The organism is Bordetella saccharivorans (assembly GCF_045862855.1).
Lineage (GTDB): Bacteria > Pseudomonadota > Gammaproteobacteria > Burkholderiales > Burkholderiaceae_B > Bordetella_A > Bordetella_A petrii_F.
Window position 1 is genome coordinate 1,718,461 of sequence record NZ_BAAFZO010000001.1, and the last position, 20,900, is coordinate 1,739,360.

Sequence of the window (20,900 nt, forward strand, 5' to 3'; positions counted from 1 at the left end):
GGCGGTTCCTACGGAATAGGGGAAAACGAGAGGGGGGGTGGAAAACAAAGAATTTAGCACCGTCTGGCGGCCGCCGGCGGGGCGGCGCGCCCCCGGCGGCCGGTCATCGGCTCAGGCCGCGGGCCGCGATGGCCCACACGCCCTCGACCACGCCGTCGCGGTAGGCGACCAGGCTGTCGTGCAGGTTGAAGGTCGGATCGACGTGCGAGGGGACCAGCAGCAAGGTGTCGCCCAGGCGCACGGCCGCATCCGGCGCCAGTTTCAACACGCCGTGTTCGTCATTGGCCGCCGCGTAGTGCAGCCCGGCGCGGCCGGCCACCTGGGGCGGGCCGCACTCCACGGTGGTCGATTTCAGGCCGGCGTCGACGATGGCGCGGCCAGCGGCCGGCACGCTCATCACCGTGGTCAGCAGGAACAGGCTGTGGCGGAAAGCCAACGGACCGGACCATTCGTTGGCGCCGTAGTCGCCATCCATGAACGCGTACGAGCCAGCCTGCAATTCGGTGTATACGCCGGAGGCGGCGTCGAATTCCGCGCTGCCGGTGCCCGCGCCGGTAATGCGGTCGCAGGCGATGCCGGCCGCGCGCAGGCTGTCGGCGTAGCCGGCCGCCGCGGCGGCGGCGCGGGCGGCCACCGCGGCGCGCCCGGCGCGATCGCGCACATGCTGCACCGAACCGTGATAGGCCTGCAGGCCGCCGAAGGCCACGCCGGGCAGGTCGCGGGCCTGGCGCGCCAGCGCCAGCACGGCGGCCGTGTCGGCCACCCCGCAGCGGCCCTGGCCCACGTCGACCTCGACCAGCACCTCGACCTGCGCCCCGGCCTGCGCCATGGCCGCCGAGATATCCGCCAGGTTGGCCGGATCGTCCACGCACACGCTGAGGCGTGCGGCGCGCGCGAGCTGGCCCAGCAGCGCCAGCTTGGCCGGCCCCACCACCTGGTTGCTGATGTGCACGTCCGTCATGCCGGCCGCCACGAACGGCAGCGCCTCGCTGACCTTCTGGCAGCAGATGCCGCGCGCGCCCAGCGCCAGCTGGCGCCGCGCGATCTCGGGGCACTTGTGCGCCTTGGCGTGCGGCCGCAGGGCCACGCCATGGCGGTCGGCCCACGCCTGCATCAGTCGCAGGTTCGCCTCGAAGGCGTCCAGGTCCAGCACCAGGCTGGGCGTGTCGACCTGCGCCAGGGCGTCGCCCGGCGCAGCCGCGGGCGGCAATGCCGGAATGGGAGCAGCGGGAATGGCGGCCATGGAATGTGCGCTTCCTTTTCGTACGAACACGGCGAGCGCCAGCGCGCCGTCACGAAGACATGCGCGTAGTGTATCCCCAGGCAAACCCTAGGCGTTGCGGGCGGTCGCGCGTGACAAAATCTGCGGGGATCAAAAAACAACGGCCCGCGCGCTGCGCCTTCACCCCGCTGCCGCCTCCTGGAAGGCGGCTCGTGTCCCGCAGCGGTCCGGCGGCGCCATACCTGGAGAAGCTTCATGTCCTTGAAAAACTGGATCAAGACCCTGGCGGTCGCCTTGGCCGTGGCCGGCGCGGCCGGGCCCGCCCACGCGCAACAGTTCTTCCGCATCGGCACCGGCGGCACGGCCGGCACGTACTACCCGGTGGGCGGCATGATCGCCAACGCCATTTCGCAGCCCGGCAAGCTGATCGCCACCGCGGTGGCCTCGAACGGCTCGGTGGCCAACATCAACGGCGTGCTGGGCGGCTCGCTGGAAGCCGGCTTCACGCAATCCGACGTGGCCTACTGGGCCTACACCGGCACCGGCACCTTCGACGGCAAGCCCAAGGCCGAGAGCCTGCGGCTGGTCGCCACCCTGTATCCCGAGAGCATCCACCTGGTGGCACGCAAGGGTTCCGGCATCAAGTCGGTGGCCGACCTGCGCGGCAAGCGCGTGTCCATGGACGAACCCGGCTCGGGCACGCTGGTCGACGTGCGCCTGATCCTGGGCGCCTTCGGCATGACCGACAAGGACATCGAAGCCGAATACCTCAAGCCCAACCAGGCTGGCGACAAGCTCAAGGATGGCGGCCTGGACGCGTTCTTCTTCGTGGGCGGCGCACCGGCTGGCGCCATCGCCGAGCTGGCTTCCAGCGGCGCGGGCATCGAACTGGTGCCGATCGTCGGCCCGGAGATCGACAAGCTGCGCAGCCAGCAGCAATTCTTCACACCCGACACCATCGCGGCGGGCCTGTACCAGGGCATCGGCGAAGTGAAGACCATCTCCGTGAACGCCCAGATGATCACGTCCACCAAGATGTCCGAACAGACCGTCTACGACATCACCAAGGCGATGTACAGCGACGCTACCCGCAAGGTGCTGGACAACGGCCACGCCAAAGGCAAGCTGATCACCAAGGAAAACGCCGTCAAGGGCGCCGGCATTCCGTTCCACCCGGGCGCCGAGAAGTTCTACAAGGAAGCCGGTTTGCTATGACCCCCCCGAGGCGCTTCGCGCCTCGCCCCAGGGGGCGACGCTGGCGGACCGGCGCAGCCGGATCCGCGGCGTCCCCGATGGAGCGGCACCCGTTTCATTCGTCGCAGCCGTTCCATCGGGGTATTTCATGTGACGCTGCATGAACCACTGAAGCGAGCAACGCGCCGGGCAGGGATCCGGCACGCGGCTTTTGCCGACAAGGCCAGGCGATGGAAATCAATCACGAGCAGACCCAGAAACTGGCGGAAAAATTCGACTCCGAAATCCGCTTCCGGCCGCTGGCCAAGACCGCCACCTGGATCGTCTCGATCCTGCTCGTGTCGCTGTCGCTGTTCCATTACTACACCGCCGGCTTCGGCCTGCTGCGCGAGGCCACGCACCGCGGCGTGCACCTGGCTTTCGTGCTGAGCCTGATCTTCCTGGTGTTCGGCTTCAGCAAGGCGCACTACCAGCGCGAGCCGCGCTCGACGCTGCTCGCGCCCGGCGGCGTGCCGCTGTACGACTGGCTCATCGCCATCGCGCTGGCGTTCAGCGTGCTGTACATCCCGTACATCTTCGACGACCTGGCGTTCCGCGTCGGCAACCCGCTGCCCATGGACGTGTTCATGGGCACGGTGCTCATCGTCGGCCTGCTGGAAGGCACGCGCCGCGCCATGGGCTGGCCGCTGCCCATCATCGCGCTGGTGTTCCTGGCCTATGCCGCGTTCGGCCCGGTCTTCCCGGGGCTGCTCAAGCACGCCGGCAACAGCTGGCCGCAGATCGTCAACCACATGTACCTGACCAGCCAGGGCATTTACGGCGTGGCGGTCGGGGTGGTGGCGACCTACGTGTTCCATTTCGTGCTGTTCGGCGTGCTGGCCAGCCGCATCGGCCTCGGCCAGCTGTTCCTGGACGTGGCCTCGACCGTCGCCGGTCGCTACGCGGGCGGGCCGGCCAAGGTGTCGGTGTTCGGCTCGGCGATGTTCGGCATGCTGTCCGGCTCGTCGGTCGCCAATGCGGTGACGGTCGGTTCGCTGACCATCCCCGCCATGATCCGCATCGGCTACCCGCGCCATTTCGCGGCGGGCGTCGAGGCGGCCTCCAGCACCGGCGGGCAGATCACCCCGCCGATCATGGGCGCGGCCGCGTTCCTGATGATCGAGTTCCTCGACATTCCCTACCAGCAGATCATCCTGGCGGGCATCTTCCCGGCGTTCCTGTACTTCTTCGGCATGTTCATGCAGGTGCACTTCGAGGCCAAGCGCGAAGGCCTGCGCGGCCTGCGCGCCGACGAGATGCCGGACCTGCGCGATTCGTTCAAGCGCCGCTGGCCGACGTTGCTGCCGCTGGCCGCGCTGATCGCCGTGCTGGCCAGCGGCCGCACGCCCTACCTGGCGGCCTTCGCCGGCATCACCGGCTGCATCCTGGTGGGCCTGCTCAACCCATACCAGCGCATCAAGCTGCGCGACCTGTACGACTCGTTCGAAACCGGCGCGAAGTACGCGCTGGCGGTCGGCGCGGCGGCCGGCACGGTCGGGCTGGTGATCGGCGTGGTCACGCTCACCGGCGTGGGCTTCAAGGTCTCGTACATCGTCATCAGCGCCGCGCAGGCGATCGCCGGCGGCCTGGGCGCGTTCATCCCGGATGCCCTCGCCAATGTCCAGACCCTGACGCTGGTGGCGGCCCTGGCCATGACCGGCATCGTGTGCATCCTGATGGGTTGCGGCATCCCCACCACCGCCAATTACCTGATCATGGTGGCGGTGGCCGCCCCCACGCTGGTACAGCTGGGCGTGCAGCCGATTGCCGCGCACTTCTTCGTGTTCTATTTCGGCATCCTGGCCGATATCACCCCGCCGGTCGCGCTGGCGGCCTACGCCGCCGCCGGCATGGCCGGCAGCGATCCCTTCAAGACCGGCAACACCGCCTTCCGTCTGGGCATCACCAAGCTCATCGTGCCGTTCGTGTTCGTGTTCTCGCCCTCGCTGCTGATCTCGGTGCAGGGCTTTACCTGGTATGCGTTCTTCGTCACCCTGCTGGGCTGCATGATCGGCCTGGTGTTGCTCTCGGCGGCGCTGTCGCGCTATCTGCTGGTAACTATGAAGCCCTGGGAGCGCTGGCTGTGCGTGATAGGCGCGCTGCTGACCATCATGCCGGGGCTGGCCAGCGGCCTGCTGGGCCTGGCGATCTGCCTGCCGGTGTTCATCCGCCAGCTGGCCCAGTTGCGCGCCGACAAGGCCCTGCCCGCGGCATGAAAAGGGGACGGCCTCATCACGGGGACTGACCATGCCAGCCGTCCCGGGAAAGCCGCCACGATGATTCGTTGTATATCGCCAACCCCGGGCAACGAAGTTGCCCCGGATGACGATTCAGCGTACAGTTAAAAGCATGTTTGCTGGTTTGCCGATATGCGGGCCGACTGTGCAAACTGGCACGACAATGCGCCATATGTTCGACATCCTCGTTTATCTGTTCGAAAACTACTACACGCCGCAAGCCTGTCCCGCGGCCGACGTTCTCGCCAAACGCCTCGCGGCCGCCGGCTTCGAGCACGAAGACATCGACGACGCACTGGGCTGGCTCTACGGCCTGGCCGAAACCACCGAACGCTGTGTAGACCTGGCCCAGGCGCCCAGCACCGGCATCCGCATCTACACCGACGCCGAATACCAGCAGCTCGGCACCGAATCCATCGGCTTCATCGCCTTCCTCGAATCCGCCGGCGTGCTGCCCGCGCCGCTGCGCGAGATCGTCATCGACCGCGCCCTGGCGGCCCCCGAAACGCCGGTCTCGCTGGCCAAGATCAAGATCATCGCCCTAATGGTCCTCTGGAGCCAGGAAGCCGAGATCGACAACCTGGTCCTCGAGGAACTGCTGGACGACGACGGCACGCGCCGGCTCCACTGAGGCCGCCACGCTACCCGAGCAGTGCGTGGTTCCCGCTAGCGTGACCAGGCCTTACGTCGGCCGCTTCGCTCCCAGCCCGAGCGGGCCCCTGCACCTGGGTTCGCTGGTGGCCGCCCTGGCCAGCTGGCTGGACGCGCGCGCCCACGGCGGGCGCTGGCTGCTACGCATCGAAGACGTCGACACCCCCCGCACCGTGGCCGGCGCGGCCGAGGTCATCATGGCCCAGTTGCGCGCGCTGGGGCTGCACTGGGACGGCGACATTCTCTGGCAATCGCGGCGCGGCGCCGCCTACCAGCAGGCCTTCGATGCCCTGGCGGCGCGCGGCCTAGTCTATGGCTGCGGCTGCACCCGGCGCGAGATCGCCGACTCCTCCTTGCGCGGCCCCGGTCCAGGGCTGGACGGCGAACGCCCCTATCCCGGCACTTGCCGCCATGGCCTGCCGCCCGGACGCCAGGCGCGCGCGTGGCGCCTGCGCGTGCCCGCGGGCATCGAACGCTTCGAAGACCGCTGGCTGGGCCCGCAAGAACAGGATGTGGCCCAGGCAGTAGGCGATTTCGTGCTGCGCCGGGCCGACGGCCTGTGGGCTTACCAGTTGGCCGTGGTGGTGGACGACGCGGCGCAGGGCGTCACCGACATCGTGCGGGGCGCCGACCTGCTCAGTTCCACCGCGCGCCAGCGCGTGCTGGCCCGGCTGCTGGACGCGACGCCGCCGCGCGTCATGCACGTGCCCCTGGTGGTGGACCCGGCCACCGGCCTGAAACTGTCCAAGCAGAATGGCGCCGCGCCGCTCGACGACGCGCGGCCGCTGGCAATGCTGGCGCGGGCATGGCAGGCGCTGGGCTTCGAGCCTTGCGCGGCCGGCGACCCGGCCGCCTTCCTGGCGCAAGCCACCGCGCGATGGGCGGCGCGCTTCGGAATCGACAGGCCGGCGCAGCGCCGCCATGACCTATAAAGGCTGCCGGTCGGCTCCCAGCATGCGCACCAGCAGGCCGGTGCCGTCGTCGCCGACGCGCACCTCGCCATAGCGCGCCGACGCATAGCGGTCGGCCTGGCCTTCGGGAAAGAAATACGCATTCGTCACAATGCGCACGCCCTCGGCGCGCAGGCGATAGCGCAGGGGAATTTCATGGCTGGCGTGCGGCTGCGCGGCATCCTGGATGCGCGCCACCTGCGCCACGCCTTCGCTGTCCGGCACCAGCACCACGAAGCCGTCGACCGATTGCGGCGCGTCGCTATCGGCACGGTCCAGGCGCTGCCGCATGACTTCGTTGCCGGCCGCGAACCGCAGCGCCATGTAGTCGCCCTGCATGAGCGAGCGCGGATCGACCGGCGCCAGCTCCAGGATGGCGACCCGACCGTGGGCGAGCAGGTTCTCGCGCTGCCAGATGGCGCCATTGACCACGCCCAGTGCCAGCACCAGCCCGCCCAGCACCACGGCGGTACGCCAACGCAAGGCCGGCGAAGCCGGCCCCAACGCGACGGCGCCCGGCGAGGCGGTGCGCATCAGGCGCGGCACCAGCCACACCAGCGCCCGCAGCAGGAACAGCAGCAGCGCCGCGCCGGCCAGCCACAGGGCCTTCTCCAGCAGCGGGACTTGCAGTTGATAGTAATAGACCAGCAGGTACGCCAACAGGCTGAAGCCGCCGAAGATCGTCAGGCGCGAGCGATTCAGCCCGAAACCCAGGATCATCCACGCCAGCGCAAAGGCGATGCCCGGGCTGGGCAGCCAGAACAGCGCCAGCGCGGCCAGGCCAAGCGGCACGCCCCACAGCACGCCGGCGGTCAGCAGGCGGCGCCGCGGCCACAACACCGCCATGGCGCAGGCCACCGGCAGCAGCGCACCGGCCACCGTCAGCAGCGCCGTCACCGGGTTCAGTTGCCAGATCACCGGCAGGCGGGTAATGGACGTGCCGCCCGCCAGCCAGACCATGCCCTGCACGGCCAGCACGAATGCCCAGGCCAGCGGCAGCAACGCATTGGGCCGCGTATGCGCCAGGCGATGCCCGACGCAGAAGGCCGCGGCGGCGGTCCAGGCGCCGGCCACCGCCACCGGCAGCCAGACGAACGCCGCGCGCACCGTATCGAAATCCAGCCAGGCGCCCAGCAGGTCGTCGTACATCAGTTCCGGCACCAGCCCCAGCCAGATCAGCCCGGCCAGCGCCAGTGCGATCATCCAGGCGCTCAGGAAGCGCAGCAGCGCCTCGGGCGCCAGCGCATACACGGCCACGCCGAGCAGCAGCACGAACGCGCAGGCATTGAGCAGCGAATCCGATGCGGACAGGCCGAATGCCACCAGGATCTGCCCGGCAAAGCCCATGGCCGTGGCGCATTGGCGCCAGAAAGGGCCGGCATCCGTGCGCAGCACGGCCACCGCCACGGCGCACAAGACCAGGCCCATCACCATCGCGCCCTGCTGGGACTGGACCGCGCCGGACAGGAACAGGAACAGCAACAGCAACAGGGTGGCGAGCCAGGCGCTCAGGCCGAGCAGGCCCTGCACATACCAGGCCGGGCCGAACTGCGGCTCCGCGGCCGGACCGGCCAACTCGACCACGGCGCCACTGGCGTCGCCCGGCGCCACTGCGTTGCCGGCCGAAGCGCCAGCCGGCTCGGCATCGGCCAGGGCGCGGCCGGCCGGCGGCTGCGCGGCCAGGCGGCGCAGCCAGCGGGCCGCCCACACGGCTTCGGCCATGAGCAGGCCGGCCAGCGGCAGGATCGCCCACGGGCCCGGCTCCAGGCGCAGCAGCCATTCGCCGGCCAGGCGCAACGACACGCAGATGGCGCCGGCGGCCAGCATGGCCAGGATCAGCAAGTCGCGCCGCGCCCGCTGGTAGTAATAGCCCAGCCCCAGGGTGACCACGACCCAGGCCAGGCCGTTCACGGTGCCCAGGTGTTCCAGCACCGAATCGCCGAAGGTCAGCGCCAGCACCAGTACCCCGACGGCCAGGGTCGCCAGCACCCGCGGTCCGATCCGGGCGCCGGCGCCCCGGCGCCAGACGGCGCATTCCCAGGCGGCCAGCATGACCAGGTTCAGGGCGGCCAGCAGCAGATTGGGCAGGCTGGGGCCGGCCAGCCACCAGAATGTGCCGCGCTCGCCTAAATAGAATATGGCCGCCACGTTGAGCACCACCGCCCACAGCAGCCAGACGGCCTGGCTGGCGGCCACCAGCGCCCAGGGCAGCAACAGCAGCGCCCACCAGGCGAAAAGCTCCCAGGTGTCGGCGCCGGTCTGGTAGGTCTGGCCCAGCAAGGCCAGCAGGGCGCCCAGCAGCAGGCCGGCCAGCGCCAGCAGCGCCCCCGGCGCATGGCGGCGCGCGCCCGCCGCGCCGCGCAGGCGCCAGCCGGCCCAGGCGGCCGCGGCCGCGCACAGCGCCAGCAGCACCTGGGCGCCGGCGAAACGCTGGAATTTCGACATGTCCTGCCAATTGGCGGCGACCCAGCAAATCGCCGCGCTGCCCAGCAACCAGACTCCCAGCCACAGCGTGCCGCGGGCCAGGAACTGGCGCCAGGCATGCAGTTCCGATCCCGCTTGTCCTTCAGCCCCGACTTGCATGCGGCGAATCTCCCCTCGTATCATCCGCGCTACACCGGCGGGTCCACCGCCACTGGATACACATGAGCAAAACGCTGATTATTGCCGAGAAGCCCTCGGTAGCCCTGGATATATCACGCGCCCTGGGGGGCTTCGCGCGCGAAGGCGACTATTTTGAAAGCGAACGTTACGTGCTGGCCTCCAGTATCGGGCATTTGCTCGGCCTTGTCGCGCCCAACGATCCCGTCAAGGGCAAATGGAGCTTCGCGCACCTGCCGGTCATCCCGCCCGAGTTCGAACTCGGCCCGGCCGACAAGAAATCCGCCGAACGCCTGAAACTGCTGGTCAGGCTGGCCAAGCGCAAGGACGTGGATTCGCTGATCAACGCCTGTGACGCCGGGCGCGAGGGCGAGCTGATCTTCCGCTACATCATCCAGTACGCCGGGGTGAAGAAGCCCATCAAGCGGCTGTGGCTGCAATCCATGACCCAGGCCGCCATCCGCGAGGCCTTCGCCAACCTGCGCGACGACTCCCAGCTCAAGCCCCTCGAGGCTGCCGCCCGCTCGCGCGCCGAGGCCGACTGGCTGGTCGGCATCAATGGCACGCGCGCCATGACCGCCTTCAACAGCAAGGACGGCGGCTTCTTCAAGACGCCAGTGGGCCGGGTGCAGACCCCCACGCTGGCCATCGTGGCCGAGCGCGAAGAACGCATCCGCGCCTTCGTGCCGCGCGACTACTGGGAAGTGCACGCCACCTTCGTGGCGGCCGCCGGCCTGTACCAGGGCCGCTGGATCGACCCGGACTTCAAGAAAGACGAACGCGACCCCGAAAAGCGCGAATCGCGCCTGTGGTCGCAGGCGGCCGCGCAGAGCGTGGTGGCCGCCTGCCGCGAGCAGCCGGGCAGCGTCACCGAGGAATCCAAGCCGTCGACCCAGATGTCGCCGGCCCTGTACGACCTGACCTCTCTGCAGCGCGACGCCAACGGCCGGTTCGGCTTTTCCGCCAAGACCACGCTAGCGCTGGCCCAGACCCTGTACGAGCGCCACAAGGCCCTGACCTACCCGCGTACCGATTCGCGCTACCTGCCCGAGGACTACCTGGGCACCGTGCGCGACACCATGCAGGCGCTGGCTACGGGCGGCTCCAACGCGGTCGGGCAGCTGGCTCGCCATGCCGGCACGGTGGTGGCCCAGAACTGGGTCAAGCCGAACCGGCGCATCTTCGACAACAAGAAGGTATCGGACCACTTCGCCATCATTCCCACGCTGCAGATCCCGCACGATCTCAGCGAAGCCGAGGCCAAACTCTACGACCTGGTGCTCAAGCGTTTCCTGGCGGTGTTCTTCCCGGCCGCCGAGTACCGCGTCACCACCCGCATTACCGAGGTGCAGGGGCATCATTTCAAGACCGAAGGCAAGGTGCTGGTGGCGCCGGGCTGGCTGGCCGTATATGGCAAGGAGGCCCAGGGCGAAGACGCCAACCTGGTCCCGGTGGCCGACGGCGAGACCGTGCGCACCGAGGACGTCGAGGCCGTGGGCCTGGCCACCAAGCCGCCCGCGCGCTACAACGAAGCCACGCTGCTGTCGGCCATGGAAGGCGCCGGCAAGCTGGTCGACGACGAAGAACTGCGCGAAGCCATGTCCGAACGCGGCCTGGGCACGCCGGCCACGCGCGCCGGCATCATCGAAGGCCTGCTCGGCGAAGGCTACCTGCGCCGCGAAGGGCGCGACCTGGTGCCCACCGCCAAGGCGCGCCAGCTCATGACCCTGCTGGCCGGGCTGGACGTCACCGAACTGACCTCGCCCGAACTCACCGGCGAATGGGAACACAAGCTCAAGCAGATCGAGCAGGGTGGCCTGGGCCGCGACGCGTTCATGCGCGAGATCGCCCAGATGACCCAGGTCATCGTCAAGCGCGCCAAGGAATACGAGCGCGACACGGTGCCGGGCGACTACGCCACGCTGCAGACGCCGTGCCCCAAGTGCGGCGGCGTGGTCAAGGAAAACTACCGCCGCTACGCCTGCACCCAGTGCGATTTCTCCATCGGCAAGCACCCGGGCGGCCGCACCTTCGAGCTGCCGGAAGTCGAAGAACTGCTGGCCAAGCGCGAAATCGGCCCGCTGCAGGGCTTCATCAGCAAGATGGGCCGGCCGTTCGCCGCCATCCTGCGCATCAGCGACGAATACAAGCTGGAATTCGACTTCGGCCAGAAGGATGACGACGACGACGAACCCGTAGATTTCTCCGGCCATACGCCGGTGGGCACCTGCCCGAAATGCGCCTCGCGGGTGTTCGAGCACGGGCTGAGCTATGTATGCGAAAAATCGGTAGGCCCGGACAAGACCTGCGATTTCCGCTCGGGCAAGATCATCCTGCAGCAGGAGATCTCGCGCGAGCAGATGCACAAGCTACTGGCCGACGGCCGCACCGACCTGCTCGACGGCTTCGTGTCCAGCCGCACGCACCGCAAGTTCAAGGCCTTCCTGGTGCGCCAGCCGGACGGCAAGATCGGCTTCGAATTCGAGCCTCGCCCCGCCAAGACCGGCCGGGCGCCGGCCAAGACCGCGGCGGGCGCCAAGACCGCCGGCAAGACCGCCAGCAAGACGGCCGCCAAGAAAACCGCCGTAAAGAAAACGGCGGCCAAGAAGGCCCCCGCCAAGAAAGCGGCCAAGAAGACAGCCGGCTAGCGCCTGTCCCCTCTGGAAGATGCCCGCGCGCCCGCTGGCGGGGCGCGCGGGCATCGATGAGCGGACGGCCGCCGCGGGCGGGCCGGCATTTGCGGTATCGTTATCGTCAAACGACGATTCCAATGACGCACCGAGGATGACATGCCGCCCCGTTCGCACTTCGCCTTTCCCACCCGCCGCGACTTTCTCGCCGCCGCCGGGGCCTTGGGGGCCGCCAGCCTGCTGGGGCCGCGCGCCGCGTTCGCGCAGGCCGGGCTCGGCAAGGCGGCATTCGGGCTGGGCAGCATCGACCCGTTCTTCGCCGCGGCCTACGTGGCGCTGAAGAAGGGCTACTTCGGCGCAGCCGGCCTGGACGTGGAATACCTGAACTCGCAAAGCGGGCCGCGCACCATGCAGATGCTGGCGTCGGGACAAATCCTGTTCGGCGCCACCGCGGCCACCGCCGCGCCGGCCCTGACCCTGGCGGGCAAGCCCGCCAGCCTGGTGTTCGGCTTCGACCGCAAGCTGACCTACGCCAACATCATCGTGCGGCGCGACGACTACGACAGCGGCAAGATCAAGACCCTGAAGGACCTGGCCGGCAAGCGCGTGGGCGCCACCCAGCCGCAATCGAGCACCTGGCTCATGGCGCTGTACCTGATGCAGAAGGCGGGCGTGGCCGACCAGGTCGACATCCGCCCGCTGGGCGACCTGGCCACCATGCTGGGAGCGCTCAAGACGGGCTCGGTGTCGGCCACCATGGCCACCATGTCGATGATGGAACAGGCCCGCGAGGAAGGCTGGGGCGTGCCGATCTTCGACGCCACCACCGAGGCCTCGTGGCAGGAGTTCATGGGCGGCGACGTGCCCGGCATCGCCGCGCTGACGCTGCAGGAAACCATCCAGAAGCGTCCCGAGACCGTGCAGGCGTTCGTCACGGCCATGGTACGCGCCCAGGACTTCATCAGCGCCAGCAGCGCGGCCGAACTGACCGACGCGATCTACGACGACTACCTCAGCGCCTTTCCGCGCGCCGCCATCGAGAAGACCCTGGGCGTCTACCAGCAGACCGTCTTCCTGAAGGACAACATCATCACCGAGGATGCCTACCAGCGCATGGCCGGCATCATGGGCGACGATCGGCAGTTCTCCAACGAAGAAATGCAGAAAGTGCCCTACGCCGCCTGCGTGGACATGTCGTTCGTGCGGCGCGCGCGGCAGGCCAAGTAGGGCGCCGCCATGATCGAACTGGACCGGGTCGGCAAGGCGTACCAGGCACGCGGCGGGCTGGTGCACGCGGTGGGCGAGGTATCGCTGTCGATCGCCGCTGGCGAGTTCGTGTCCATCGTCGGCCCGTCCGGCTGCGGCAAGAGCACGCTGCTGAACATGATCGCGGGTTTCCTGCCCCCCACCACGGGCAGCATCCGCGTGGCCGGCGCGCCGGTCGACGGCCAGGTGCCGCCGGCGCTCGGCTACATTTTCCAGAAAGACACGCTGCTGCCCTGGTTCAGCGTGCGCAAGAACGTGGCGCTGGGCCTGAAGTTCCAGGGCGTGCCGGCCGCGCGCATCGAGCGGCGCGTGGCCGAGCTGCTGGAACTGGGCCACCTGAGCCAGTTCGCCGATGCCTACCCGCACCAGTTGTCCGGCGGCATGCGCCGCCGCGTGGCGCTGTTGATGAGCCTGGCGGTCGAGCCGCGCATCCTGTTGCTGGACGAACCCTTCGGCGCGCTGGACACGCACACCAAGACGCACCTGCACCGCGAGCTCATCGAGATCTGGCGCAAGCTGGGGCAGACCATCGTCATGGTCACGCACGACCTGGACGAAGCCATCACGCTGTCCGACCGGGTGGTGGTGCTGTCGGGGCCGCCCAGCCGCGTCCTGCTCGACGAGCGCATCGCCATCGCGCATCCGCGCGACGTCTTCACCCTGCGCGAAACCCCGCAGTTCACGGCCCATGTCCAGAGCCTGTGGGCCGTGCTGGGCCAGCAATTCCGCGCCGCCGCCTGAGGCCTGTCAACGTCGAGCCACCGCCGCATGTCCGCCGCCCCGATGACCTCCCTGCAAGACCAGATCCGCCAGGACCGCCGCGCCGGCCTGCGGCGCCGGCTGCGCGTGACCGCCTGGCAGGCGCTGATCCTGGCCATCATCCTGGGCTGCTGGGAAGGGCTGACGCGCATTCCCTGGTTCGCGCAGAACGCGCTGTTCGATCCGTTCTTCATCAGCCAGCCCTCGCGCGTGGCGGCGCGGCTGTGGGAATGGCTGCAGCCCGGCCCGCGCTCGGTGTGGCCGCACTTGCTGCTGACCCTGCGGGCGACGCTGGTGGGCCTGGTGGTCGGGGTGGGCAGCGGCTTCCTGGTCGGCATGACGCTGAGCCGCAGCCGCATGCTGGCGGACGTGTTCAACCCGTTCATCGTGGCCTTCAATTCGATGCCGCGCATCGCCTTCGTGCCGCTCATCACCATGTTCTTCGGCCTGGGGCTGGCCTCCAAGGTCGTCACGTCGTGGTTCGTGGTGTTCTTCCTGGTGTTCTTCAACACCTACAAGGGCGGGCGCAGCGTCGAGCGCGAACTGGTGGACTTCTGCCGCACGCTGGGCGGCTCGCCGCGCCAGATCCTGTGGCGCGTGCGCATTCCCACCGCCGCCGCGTGGACCTTCGCCGCGCTGCCCAACGCGATCAGCTTCGCGCTGATCGGCGTGGTGCTGGCGGAATTCGTCGGCTCGACCACCGGCATGGGCTACCTGATGATCACCGCGCTGGCCACGCTCAACGCCACCGACATGTTCGCCGCCGTAACCCTGCTGTCGATCGTCGGCATTGCGCTGGTCTATTGCGTGACCTGGCTGGAGCGCCGCCTGCTGCACTGGGCGCCTGAATTCCGCGACTGAGGCCACGCCATGACTTCGCCCTCCCAATCCTATCTGCAACGCTTCTCGCTGGCCGGGCAGGTGGCGCTGGTCACCGGCTCGGCGCGCGGCCTGGGCCTGTGCATCGCGCGCGCCATGGCCGGCAGCGGCGCCCACGTGCTGATCAACGGCCGCAATGCCGGCGCGGTCGAGGCGGCCGTCGAGCACCTGCGCGCCCAGGGCCTGGCGGCCTCGGGCCTGGCGTTCGATGTCAGCGACGACGACGCCACGGCGCGCGCCTTCGCGCGGGTGGACGCCGAGCACGGCCGCCTCGACATCCTGGTCAACAATGTCGGCGCCCGCAACCGCAAGACCCTGCAAGCCATATCGGCGGCCGAGATCCGCGCGCTCATCGAGACCGACCTGGTGGCCGGCATGCTGCTGGCCAAGCAGGCCGCCGAACGCATGGCGCGCCAGCGCGCGGGGCGGCTCATCGCCATCACTTCGGTGGCCGGCGAACTGGCGCGCGCGGGCGACGCGGTCTACCCGGCCGCCAAGCAGGGGCTCACCGGCATGGTGCGCGCGCTGGCCGCCGAGCTGGGACCGCTGGGCATAACGAGTAACGCCATTGCGCCGGGCACCTTCGCCACCGAGACCAACGCGGAAATGGTGACCGACGCCGCGGTGCGCGAGCGCCTGGCGGCGCGCAACCCCATGGGCCGTTGGGGCGACCCGGAAGAAATCGCGGGCGCCGCGGTCTTCCTGGCCTCGCCAGCCGCCTCATATGTCAATGGGCAAGTCCTGGCCGTGGATGGCGGGCTGTCCATTTTGTTCTAGCACGACGTCAGCAACGACACTGCAGAGGTTCATCGGCATGAAACAGCACTTCATCGACAACCGCGCCGTACCTGGCGCCTCCGGCGAGTCCATTCCCGTCATCGATCCCTCGACGGGCCAGCAGTACGACAGCATCGCGCGCGGCAACGCCGCCGACATCGACCTGGCCGTCAAGGCAGCCCGGCGCGCCTACGGCGAAGGCCCCTGGGGCCGCTTGACGGCGGCCGAACGCGGCCGCCTGATGCTGAAACTCTCGCTGAAGATCCTGGACCACGCCGACGAACTCACCAGCATCGAATCGCGCGACTGCGGCAAGCCCACCAAGCAGGCCCGCGCCGATGTGACGGCAGTGGCGCGCTACTTCGAGTTCTACGGTGGCGCGGCCGACAAGCTGCATGGCGAGACGCTGCCCTACCAGAACGGCTACACCGTGCTGACCCTGCGCGAGCCACATGGCGTGACCGGCCATGTGGTGCCCTGGAACTACCCCTTGCAGATCTTCGGCCGCAGCGTCGGCGGCGCGCTGGCCGCCGGCAACGCCTGCGTGGTCAAGCCCGCCGAGGACGCCTGCCTGTCGCTGCTGCGCGTGGCCGAGCTGGCCGCCGAGGTCGGCTTCCCGCCCGGCGCCATCAACATCGTCACGGGCTACGGCCACGAGGCCGGCGACGCCTTGACGCGCCACCCCGGCATCGACCACATTTCATTCACCGGCTCGCCGCGCATCGGCGTGCTGGTCACGCAAGTCGCGGCCGAGCGCCATGTGCCCGTCACGCTGGAGCTGGGCGGCAAGTCGCCGCAGATCGTCTTCGCCGACGCCGATCTCGATGCGCTGACGCCGGTGGTGGTCAACGCCATCGTGCAGAACGCCGGCCAGACCTGCTCGGCCGGCAGCCGCCTGCTGATCGAACGCAGCGCCTACGACCGCGTGCTGGAGCGCCTGTCGCAGGCCTTCGCGGCGCTGCGCGCCGGCCCGGCCGAGCTCGACCTGGACTGCGGCCCGCTGATCCGCAAGACCCAGCAGGAACGGGTGCAGGGCTTCCTCAAGACAGCCGCGCAAGACGGCATCGCCACCGCCGCGCAGGGCCAGGTCGCCGACGGCGCGCCGGCCGAAGGCTACTACCAGGCCCCCACGCTGCTGCGCGACGTGCCGGTCGACCACCGGCTGGCCCAGGAAGAAGTATTCGGCCCGGTGCTGGCCGCCATGCCGTTCGACGACGAAGCCGACGCGGTGCGCATCGCCAACGCCACCGAATACGGCCTGGCCGCCAGCGTCTGGACCCGCGACGGCGCGCGCCAGCTGCGCATCGCCCGCAAAGTGCGCAGCGGGCAGGTCTTCATCAACAACTACGGGGCAGGCGGAGGCATCGAACTGCCGTTCGGGGGCGTAAAGGCCAGCGGACACGGGCGCGAGAAAGGGTTCGAGGCCTTGTACGGGTTCACGGTGTTGAAGACGATTTCCATCAAGCACGATTGACGAGCTGCTGGCGGGCCGCGTGTTGGCGTCCTCCGGACGTCGAGCCGGCCTGATTGCACCACGAGGCCAGCGCCCGTGGCGCACGGTGTCAGACACCCCTGGGCATAGTCGTGCTTGGCGAGACCGCCTGCACGGGGTGTCTGACACCTGCACGATGCGGTGGCGGCCCCCCGTCGTCAGGCCGTATCGTCCTCGTACCAGACGCCCTCGGCCAGCATCATCCGGTGGTGCCCCTCGCCCGCCGGCATCATGGGGAAGCAGTTTTCCTGCGCCGCCACCACCACGTCGAGGAAATACGGCCCGTCATGCGCCAGGCATTCCGCCAGCGCCTCGTCCAGCCGCGCCGGGTCCTCGACGCGCGCCGCGCCCCAGCCGAACGCGCGGGCCAGCGCCACGAAATCCGGCAGCGACGCGTTATAGCTATGGCTATAGCGGCCGCCGTGAATCAGTTCCTGCCACTGCCGCACCATCCCCATGTAGCCGTTGTTGCACAACACCACCTTCACCGGCGTGTCGTGCTGCATGGCGGTCGACAGCTCCTGGATATTCATCAGCACCGACGCATCGCCGCTGACGCACACCACGGTCTTGTCCGGGTGCGCCACCTGCGCGCCAATGGCGGCGGGCACCCCGTAGCCCATGGTGCCCGCGCCGCCCGACGTCAGCCAGCGGTTCGGCCGGTCGAAGCGCAAATACTGCGCGGCCCACATCTGGTGCTGGCCCACGTCGGTCGAGACGATGGCGTCGCGGCCGGTCAGCGCGGCGTCCAGGCGCTGCATCAGGTGCTGCGGCAGGATGGCATCGGCCGCCGGCGGGCAGGCCAGGCAATCCTTGGCGCGCCATGCGTCGACGCGGCGCCACCAATCGTCCAGCCGCGCCACCGGCAGGTCATGCGCATCCAGCGCGCCGCGCAGGGCCCCGATCAGCGGCAGGCAGTCGCCCACCAGCGCCACGTCCACCCGCACCACCTTGTTGATGGAGGCCGGGTCGATGTCGATGTGGATCTTGCGCGCATGCGGGCAGAACTCGGCCAGCTTGCCGGTGATGCGGTCGTCGAAGCGTGCGCCGATGCACACGACCAGGTCGGCATGGTGCATGGCCATGTTGGCTTCCAGCGTGCCGTGCATGCCCAGCATGCCGACGAATTGCTGGTCCGACGCCGGGAATGCCCCCAGGCCCATCAAGGTCAGGGTGCAGGGCGCGCCGGTATGGCGCACCAGTTCGGTGAAGGCCTGGCAGGCTTGCGGCCCGGAATTGACCAGGCCGCCGCCGCCGTAGAACACCGGCCGGCGGGCCTGGGCGATCAGCGCGGCGGCGCGGCGCAGGGCCGTCTGCGGCAGCTTCAGCGGCGCCTTGCCAGCCTGGCGGCGCGCGCGCAGCGCCGCCAGGCGCTGGCTGTCCGACGCGGCTTCCGCATCGGCGGCGGGCGCCGGCAGCGCCAGCTGCACGTCCTTGGGGAAATCGACCAGCACCGGCCCGGGACGCCCCTGGCGCGTCAGGTCGAAGGCGCGGCCCACCACGTCGGCCACGTCGCCAGCCGCGCGGATCTGCGTATTCCACTTCGTGACGGAACGCGAAATACCCATCGCGTCGCATTCCTGGAAGGCGTCGGTGCCGATGGCCGATGTCGCCACTTGCCCGCTGATGCACAACACCGGGATCGAGTCGCACATGGCGTCGAGCAGGCCCGAGGTGGTGTTGGCCATGCCGGGGCCCGAGGTTACGAACACCACGCCGGGCCGGCCGGTGGTGCGGGCATAGCCCTCGGCCGCGTGCACGGCCGCCTGCTCGTGGCGCACCAGCACGTGGCGCAGGCGCGGCTCGGCGTACAGCGCATCGTACAAGGGCAGCACCGCGCCGCCCGGATACCCGAACACGGTATCGACGCCGCGTTCGATCAGGGTATCGAGCAGGATCTGGGCGCCGTTGCGGGCGGCGGAGTCATCGTGGCGCAAGGCGGCGAGGGCGGAAGCATGGAGGCGGTCATTCATGCTGAATATCTTATGCCCATATGAAAAGAAGATTTCTCTTCTTTTCTACGAATTCCCGGGTTTTCCAGTAAATTCATCTTTATTTCCGTGTAATCGAGGAAAAAATGAAACTCGACAAGTTCGACCTCGCCATCCTCAAGGCGTTGCAGCAGAATGCCCGCGCCAGCCTCAACGAGATCGGCGCCGAAGTGGGCCTGTCGTCCACGCCGTGCTGGAACCGCATCAAGCGCATGGAGGCGGCCGGGGTCATCCGCGGCTACACGGTCGACATCGACCCGGCCAGCCTCGGCTTCATGGACACGGTCATCGTGCACGTCACGCTCGAGAGCCACAGCGAGGAAACCCTGTACGAGTTCGGCCGGGCGCTGGCGCAGATCCCCGAAGTACTGGAGGCCTTCCTGGTCTCGGGCGATTACGACTATTACATCCGCATCGCCGTGCGCGACACGCGCGACTACGAACGGCTGCTGCGCGAGCGGCTCTATCGCATTCCCGGCATCCGCCACAGCAAGTCGTGCTTCGTGCTGCGCCGCCTGAAGGAAACCCAGTTGCCGCTGACGCCGCCGGCCGCGGAATAACCGCGCGCGCGACCGTCATCGCGGCATGCGCGGCCCATCGATATAATCCCCGCTGGCCCGCTCCCCGCTGCTTTCAATGACCACTGCTGATCCCTCCAAGCCCTGGCACGTCGTACGCCGCTCCAAACTGCACGGCAATGGCGTCTTCGCCGCGCGCAAGATCCCGGCCGGCACGCGCATCATCGAGTACGGCGGCGAACGCATCAGCGCCAAGGAAGCCGACCGCCGCCACCCCACCAACCCGGACGACCCCTTCCACACGTTCTTCTTTGCGCTGAGCTCCGGCCGCGTGATCGATGGCGGCGACAACGGCAACGACGCCCGCTGGATCAACCACGCCTGCGAACCCAACTGCGAGGCCCAGGAGGGCAAGCACGGCAAGCGTGTCTACATCGTGGCCCTGCGCGACATCGCGCGTGGCGAAGAGCTGTTCTACGACTACGGCCTGGTGCTCGAAGGCCGCATCACCAAGAAGCTCAAGGCCGCGTACCGGTGCCTGTGCGGCGCACCCAGCTGCCGCGGCACCATGCTGGCCCTGAAGAAAAAAAGCAAGAAATAAAGCCCGGCCGCCGGCGGGCGTACAATGTGGCTTGCCGCTGACAGCGGCATAGCAGTACGTCTTCAGGGCGGGGTGGAATTCCCCACCGGCGGTAAGCCGCAATGCGGCAAGCCCGCGAGCGCCCGGTTCGCCACACGGCGGCCGGGGTCAGCAGATCTGGTGCGATGCCAGGGCCGACGGTCACAGTCCGGATGAAAGAAGATGTGCCGGCTCATTCCGCCTGCGCGGGGTGCGCGCTCCGGCCTGGGCCGGCGCGTCCCTCCGGCATGCGGCATGGCGCCTGGCTGTCGCCAGCCCTGGAACGTTTTTCGCCAACCTTATCCGCGAGAGCGTTTCAATGCCTACCGTAACACCCGCCGCACCGTTCCTCCCCCCCGACTTGTTCGCCCAGCCCTTCGAGGCCCGTCTGGCGCGCGCGCTGCACCATATGCGCCTGGGCCGGCCGGTGATCCTGATGGACGACTTCGACCGCGAGAACGAAGCCGACCTCATCGTGGCCGCCGACAAGCTCACCGTGCCCGTCATGGCCCAGCTGATCCGCGATTGCAGCGGCATCGTCTGCCTGTGCCTCACCGACGAAACGCTCGACCGCCTGCAGCTGCCGCCCATGGTCGCCCGCAACGAAAGCCGCTATAGCACCGCGTTCACCGTGTCGATCGAAGCGCGCGACGGCGTTGCCACCGGCGTGTCGGCCGCCGACCGGGTCACCACCATCCGTGCCGCCATCGCCCCCGGCGCGCAGGCGACCGATATCGTCAGCCCCGGCCACGTCTTTCCGCTGCGCGCCCAGCCCGGCGGCGTGCTGGCGCGGCGCGGCCACACCGAAGGTTCGGTCGACCTGGCCGTGCTGGCCGGCCTGCGTCCGGCGGCGGTGCTGTGCGAGCTGATGAACGCCGACGGCACCATGGCGCGCGGCGACGCGATCGCGCGCTATGCCGCCATGCACGGCCTGGCGGCGCTGACTATCGCCGAACTGGCCGACTACCGCCGGCGCCTGGCCGACGTCCAGCCGGCTGGCGAAGCACTGGCTGCGGCCGCCGCGTAGGCGCGGCCGCAGCGGGGCGCCAGGGCCCGCGAGCGCCTGGCGCCCATC

The 20,900-nt window shown here is 69.1% G+C and carries 16 protein-coding genes and 1 riboswitch; of the genes, 13 read left to right on the top strand and 3 right to left on the bottom strand.

The window, feature by feature from the left end; translation table 11 throughout:
• Positions 1–103: 103 nt before the first annotated feature.
• The gene (locus tag ACKTT0_RS08255; protein ID WP_407849459.1) at positions 104–1,243 is read right to left on the bottom strand and encodes a DSD1 family PLP-dependent enzyme; all 1,140 of its coding nucleotides are present in this window, start codon (positions 1,241–1,243) and stop codon (positions 104–106) included.
• Positions 1,244–1,477: 234 nt separating this feature from the next.
• Between ACKTT0_RS08255 and ACKTT0_RS08260 the strand changes: the two genes are divergently transcribed.
• The 4 genes from ACKTT0_RS08260 to gluQRS all read left to right on the top strand — a co-directional run bounded on the left by ACKTT0_RS08260 (position 1,478) and on the right by gluQRS (position 6,275).
• The gene (locus ACKTT0_RS08260) at positions 1,478–2,437 is read left to right on the top strand and encodes a TAXI family TRAP transporter solute-binding subunit (RefSeq protein ID WP_407849460.1); all 960 of its coding nucleotides are present in this window, start codon (positions 1,478–1,480) and stop codon (positions 2,435–2,437) included.
• A gap of 209 nt (positions 2,438–2,646) precedes the next feature.
• Entirely contained in the window at positions 2,647–4,671 is a 2,025-nt protein-coding gene (locus ACKTT0_RS08265) for a TRAP transporter permease (RefSeq protein WP_407849461.1), read from the top strand.
• Between the two features lie 193 nt (positions 4,672–4,864).
• A complete protein-coding gene (locus tag ACKTT0_RS08270) occupies positions 4,865–5,323 on the top strand; it encodes a Smg family protein (protein ID WP_028353831.1) in 459 nt (152 codons plus the stop codon).
• Positions 5,324–5,363: 40 nt separating this feature from the next.
• On the top strand, positions 5,364–6,275 hold the full coding sequence (gene gluQRS, locus ACKTT0_RS08275) for a tRNA glutamyl-Q(34) synthetase GluQRS (protein ID WP_407849462.1): 912 nt from the start codon (positions 5,364–5,366) through the stop codon (positions 6,273–6,275).
• Here gluQRS and ACKTT0_RS08280 read toward each other — a convergent pair.
• On the bottom strand, positions 6,270–8,876 hold the full coding sequence (locus tag ACKTT0_RS08280; protein WP_407849463.1) for a GDYXXLXY domain-containing protein: 2,607 nt from the start codon (positions 8,874–8,876) through the stop codon (positions 6,270–6,272). The two genes, gluQRS and ACKTT0_RS08280, sit on opposite strands and share 6 nt — an antisense overlap.
• 62 nt (positions 8,877–8,938) lie before the next feature.
• Between ACKTT0_RS08280 and ACKTT0_RS08285 the strand changes: the two genes are divergently transcribed.
• From ACKTT0_RS08285 to ACKTT0_RS08310, 6 genes are all read left to right on the top strand, one after another.
• On the top strand, positions 8,939–11,542 hold the full coding sequence (locus tag ACKTT0_RS08285; RefSeq protein ID WP_407849464.1) for a DNA topoisomerase III: 2,604 nt from the start codon (positions 8,939–8,941) through the stop codon (positions 11,540–11,542).
• A gap of 141 nt (positions 11,543–11,683) precedes the next feature.
• Positions 11,684–12,751 carry an ABC transporter substrate-binding protein gene (locus tag ACKTT0_RS08290; RefSeq protein ID WP_407849465.1) on the top strand — a complete coding sequence of 356 codons (1,068 nt, stop codon included), beginning with the start codon at positions 11,684–11,686 and terminating at the stop codon, positions 12,749–12,751.
• Positions 12,752–12,760: 9 nt separating this feature from the next.
• Positions 12,761–13,531 carry an ABC transporter ATP-binding protein gene (locus tag ACKTT0_RS08295; RefSeq protein WP_407849466.1) on the top strand — a complete coding sequence of 257 codons (771 nt, stop codon included), beginning with the start codon at positions 12,761–12,763 and terminating at the stop codon, positions 13,529–13,531.
• 27 nt (positions 13,532–13,558) lie between these two features.
• Positions 13,559–14,410 (top strand): ABC transporter permease, encoded by an 852-nt coding sequence (locus ACKTT0_RS08300; RefSeq protein WP_407849467.1) that lies wholly within the window; start codon positions 13,559–13,561, stop codon positions 14,408–14,410.
• 9 nt (positions 14,411–14,419) lie between these two features.
• Positions 14,420–15,205 carry an SDR family oxidoreductase gene (locus tag ACKTT0_RS08305; RefSeq protein ID WP_407849468.1) on the top strand — a complete coding sequence of 262 codons (786 nt, stop codon included), beginning with the start codon at positions 14,420–14,422 and terminating at the stop codon, positions 15,203–15,205.
• A gap of 37 nt (positions 15,206–15,242) precedes the next feature.
• Complete coding sequence (locus tag ACKTT0_RS08310; RefSeq protein WP_407849469.1) at positions 15,243–16,679, top strand: aldehyde dehydrogenase family protein; 1,437 nt, start codon at positions 15,243–15,245, stop codon at positions 16,677–16,679.
• A gap of 176 nt (positions 16,680–16,855) precedes the next feature.
• Here the strand turns inward: ACKTT0_RS08310 and ilvB are convergent, their stop codons facing one another.
• The gene (gene ilvB / locus ACKTT0_RS08315; RefSeq protein WP_407852396.1) at positions 16,856–18,679 is read right to left on the bottom strand and encodes a biosynthetic-type acetolactate synthase large subunit; all 1,824 of its coding nucleotides are present in this window, start codon (positions 18,677–18,679) and stop codon (positions 16,856–16,858) included.
• A gap of 95 nt (positions 18,680–18,774) precedes the next feature.
• On the opposite strand from ilvB, the gene ACKTT0_RS08320 reads away from it, so the two are divergent.
• From ACKTT0_RS08320 to ribB, 3 genes are all read left to right on the top strand, one after another.
• Complete coding sequence (locus ACKTT0_RS08320; protein ID WP_028353841.1) at positions 18,775–19,248, top strand: Lrp/AsnC family transcriptional regulator; 474 nt, start codon at positions 18,775–18,777, stop codon at positions 19,246–19,248.
• A 76-nt stretch (positions 19,249–19,324) separates the two neighbouring features.
• On the top strand, positions 19,325–19,807 hold the full coding sequence (locus ACKTT0_RS08325; protein ID WP_407849470.1) for an SET domain-containing protein: 483 nt from the start codon (positions 19,325–19,327) through the stop codon (positions 19,805–19,807).
• A gap of 54 nt (positions 19,808–19,861) precedes the next feature.
• Positions 19,862–20,014, top strand: a riboswitch (FMN riboswitch).
• A gap of 130 nt (positions 20,015–20,144) precedes the next feature.
• A complete protein-coding gene (gene ribB, locus ACKTT0_RS08330; protein WP_407849471.1) occupies positions 20,145–20,852 on the top strand; it encodes a 3,4-dihydroxy-2-butanone-4-phosphate synthase in 708 nt (235 codons plus the stop codon).
• Positions 20,853–20,900: the final 48 nt, after the last annotated feature.

Bases quoted from the DNA above. Each gene is read 5' to 3' on its own strand.
- ACKTT0_RS08255 (WP_407849459.1), bottom strand. From the start codon at position 1,243: ATGGCCGCCATTCCCGCTGCTCCCATTCCGGCATTGCCGCCCGCGGCT.
- ACKTT0_RS08260 (WP_407849460.1), top strand. From the start codon at position 1,478: ATGTCCTTGAAAAACTGGATCAAGACCCTGGCGGTCGCCTTGGCCGTG.
- ACKTT0_RS08265 (WP_407849461.1), top strand. From the start codon at position 2,647: ATGGAAATCAATCACGAGCAGACCCAGAAACTGGCGGAAAAATTCGAC.
- ACKTT0_RS08270 (WP_028353831.1), top strand. From the start codon at position 4,865: ATGTTCGACATCCTCGTTTATCTGTTCGAAAACTACTACACGCCGCAA.
- ACKTT0_RS08280 (WP_407849463.1), bottom strand. From the start codon at position 8,876: ATGCAAGTCGGGGCTGAAGGACAAGCGGGATCGGAACTGCATGCCTGG.
- ACKTT0_RS08285 (WP_407849464.1), top strand. From the start codon at position 8,939: ATGAGCAAAACGCTGATTATTGCCGAGAAGCCCTCGGTAGCCCTGGAT.
- ACKTT0_RS08290 (WP_407849465.1), top strand. From the start codon at position 11,684: ATGCCGCCCCGTTCGCACTTCGCCTTTCCCACCCGCCGCGACTTTCTC.
- ACKTT0_RS08295 (WP_407849466.1), top strand. From the start codon at position 12,761: ATGATCGAACTGGACCGGGTCGGCAAGGCGTACCAGGCACGCGGCGGG.
- ACKTT0_RS08300 (WP_407849467.1), top strand. From the start codon at position 13,559: ATGTCCGCCGCCCCGATGACCTCCCTGCAAGACCAGATCCGCCAGGAC.
- ACKTT0_RS08305 (WP_407849468.1), top strand. From the start codon at position 14,420: ATGACTTCGCCCTCCCAATCCTATCTGCAACGCTTCTCGCTGGCCGGG.
- ACKTT0_RS08310 (WP_407849469.1), top strand. From the start codon at position 15,243: ATGAAACAGCACTTCATCGACAACCGCGCCGTACCTGGCGCCTCCGGC.
- ACKTT0_RS08320 (WP_028353841.1), top strand. From the start codon at position 18,775: ATGAAACTCGACAAGTTCGACCTCGCCATCCTCAAGGCGTTGCAGCAG.
- ACKTT0_RS08325 (WP_407849470.1), top strand. From the start codon at position 19,325: ATGACCACTGCTGATCCCTCCAAGCCCTGGCACGTCGTACGCCGCTCC.
- ribB (WP_407849471.1), top strand. From the start codon at position 20,145: ATGCCTACCGTAACACCCGCCGCACCGTTCCTCCCCCCCGACTTGTTC.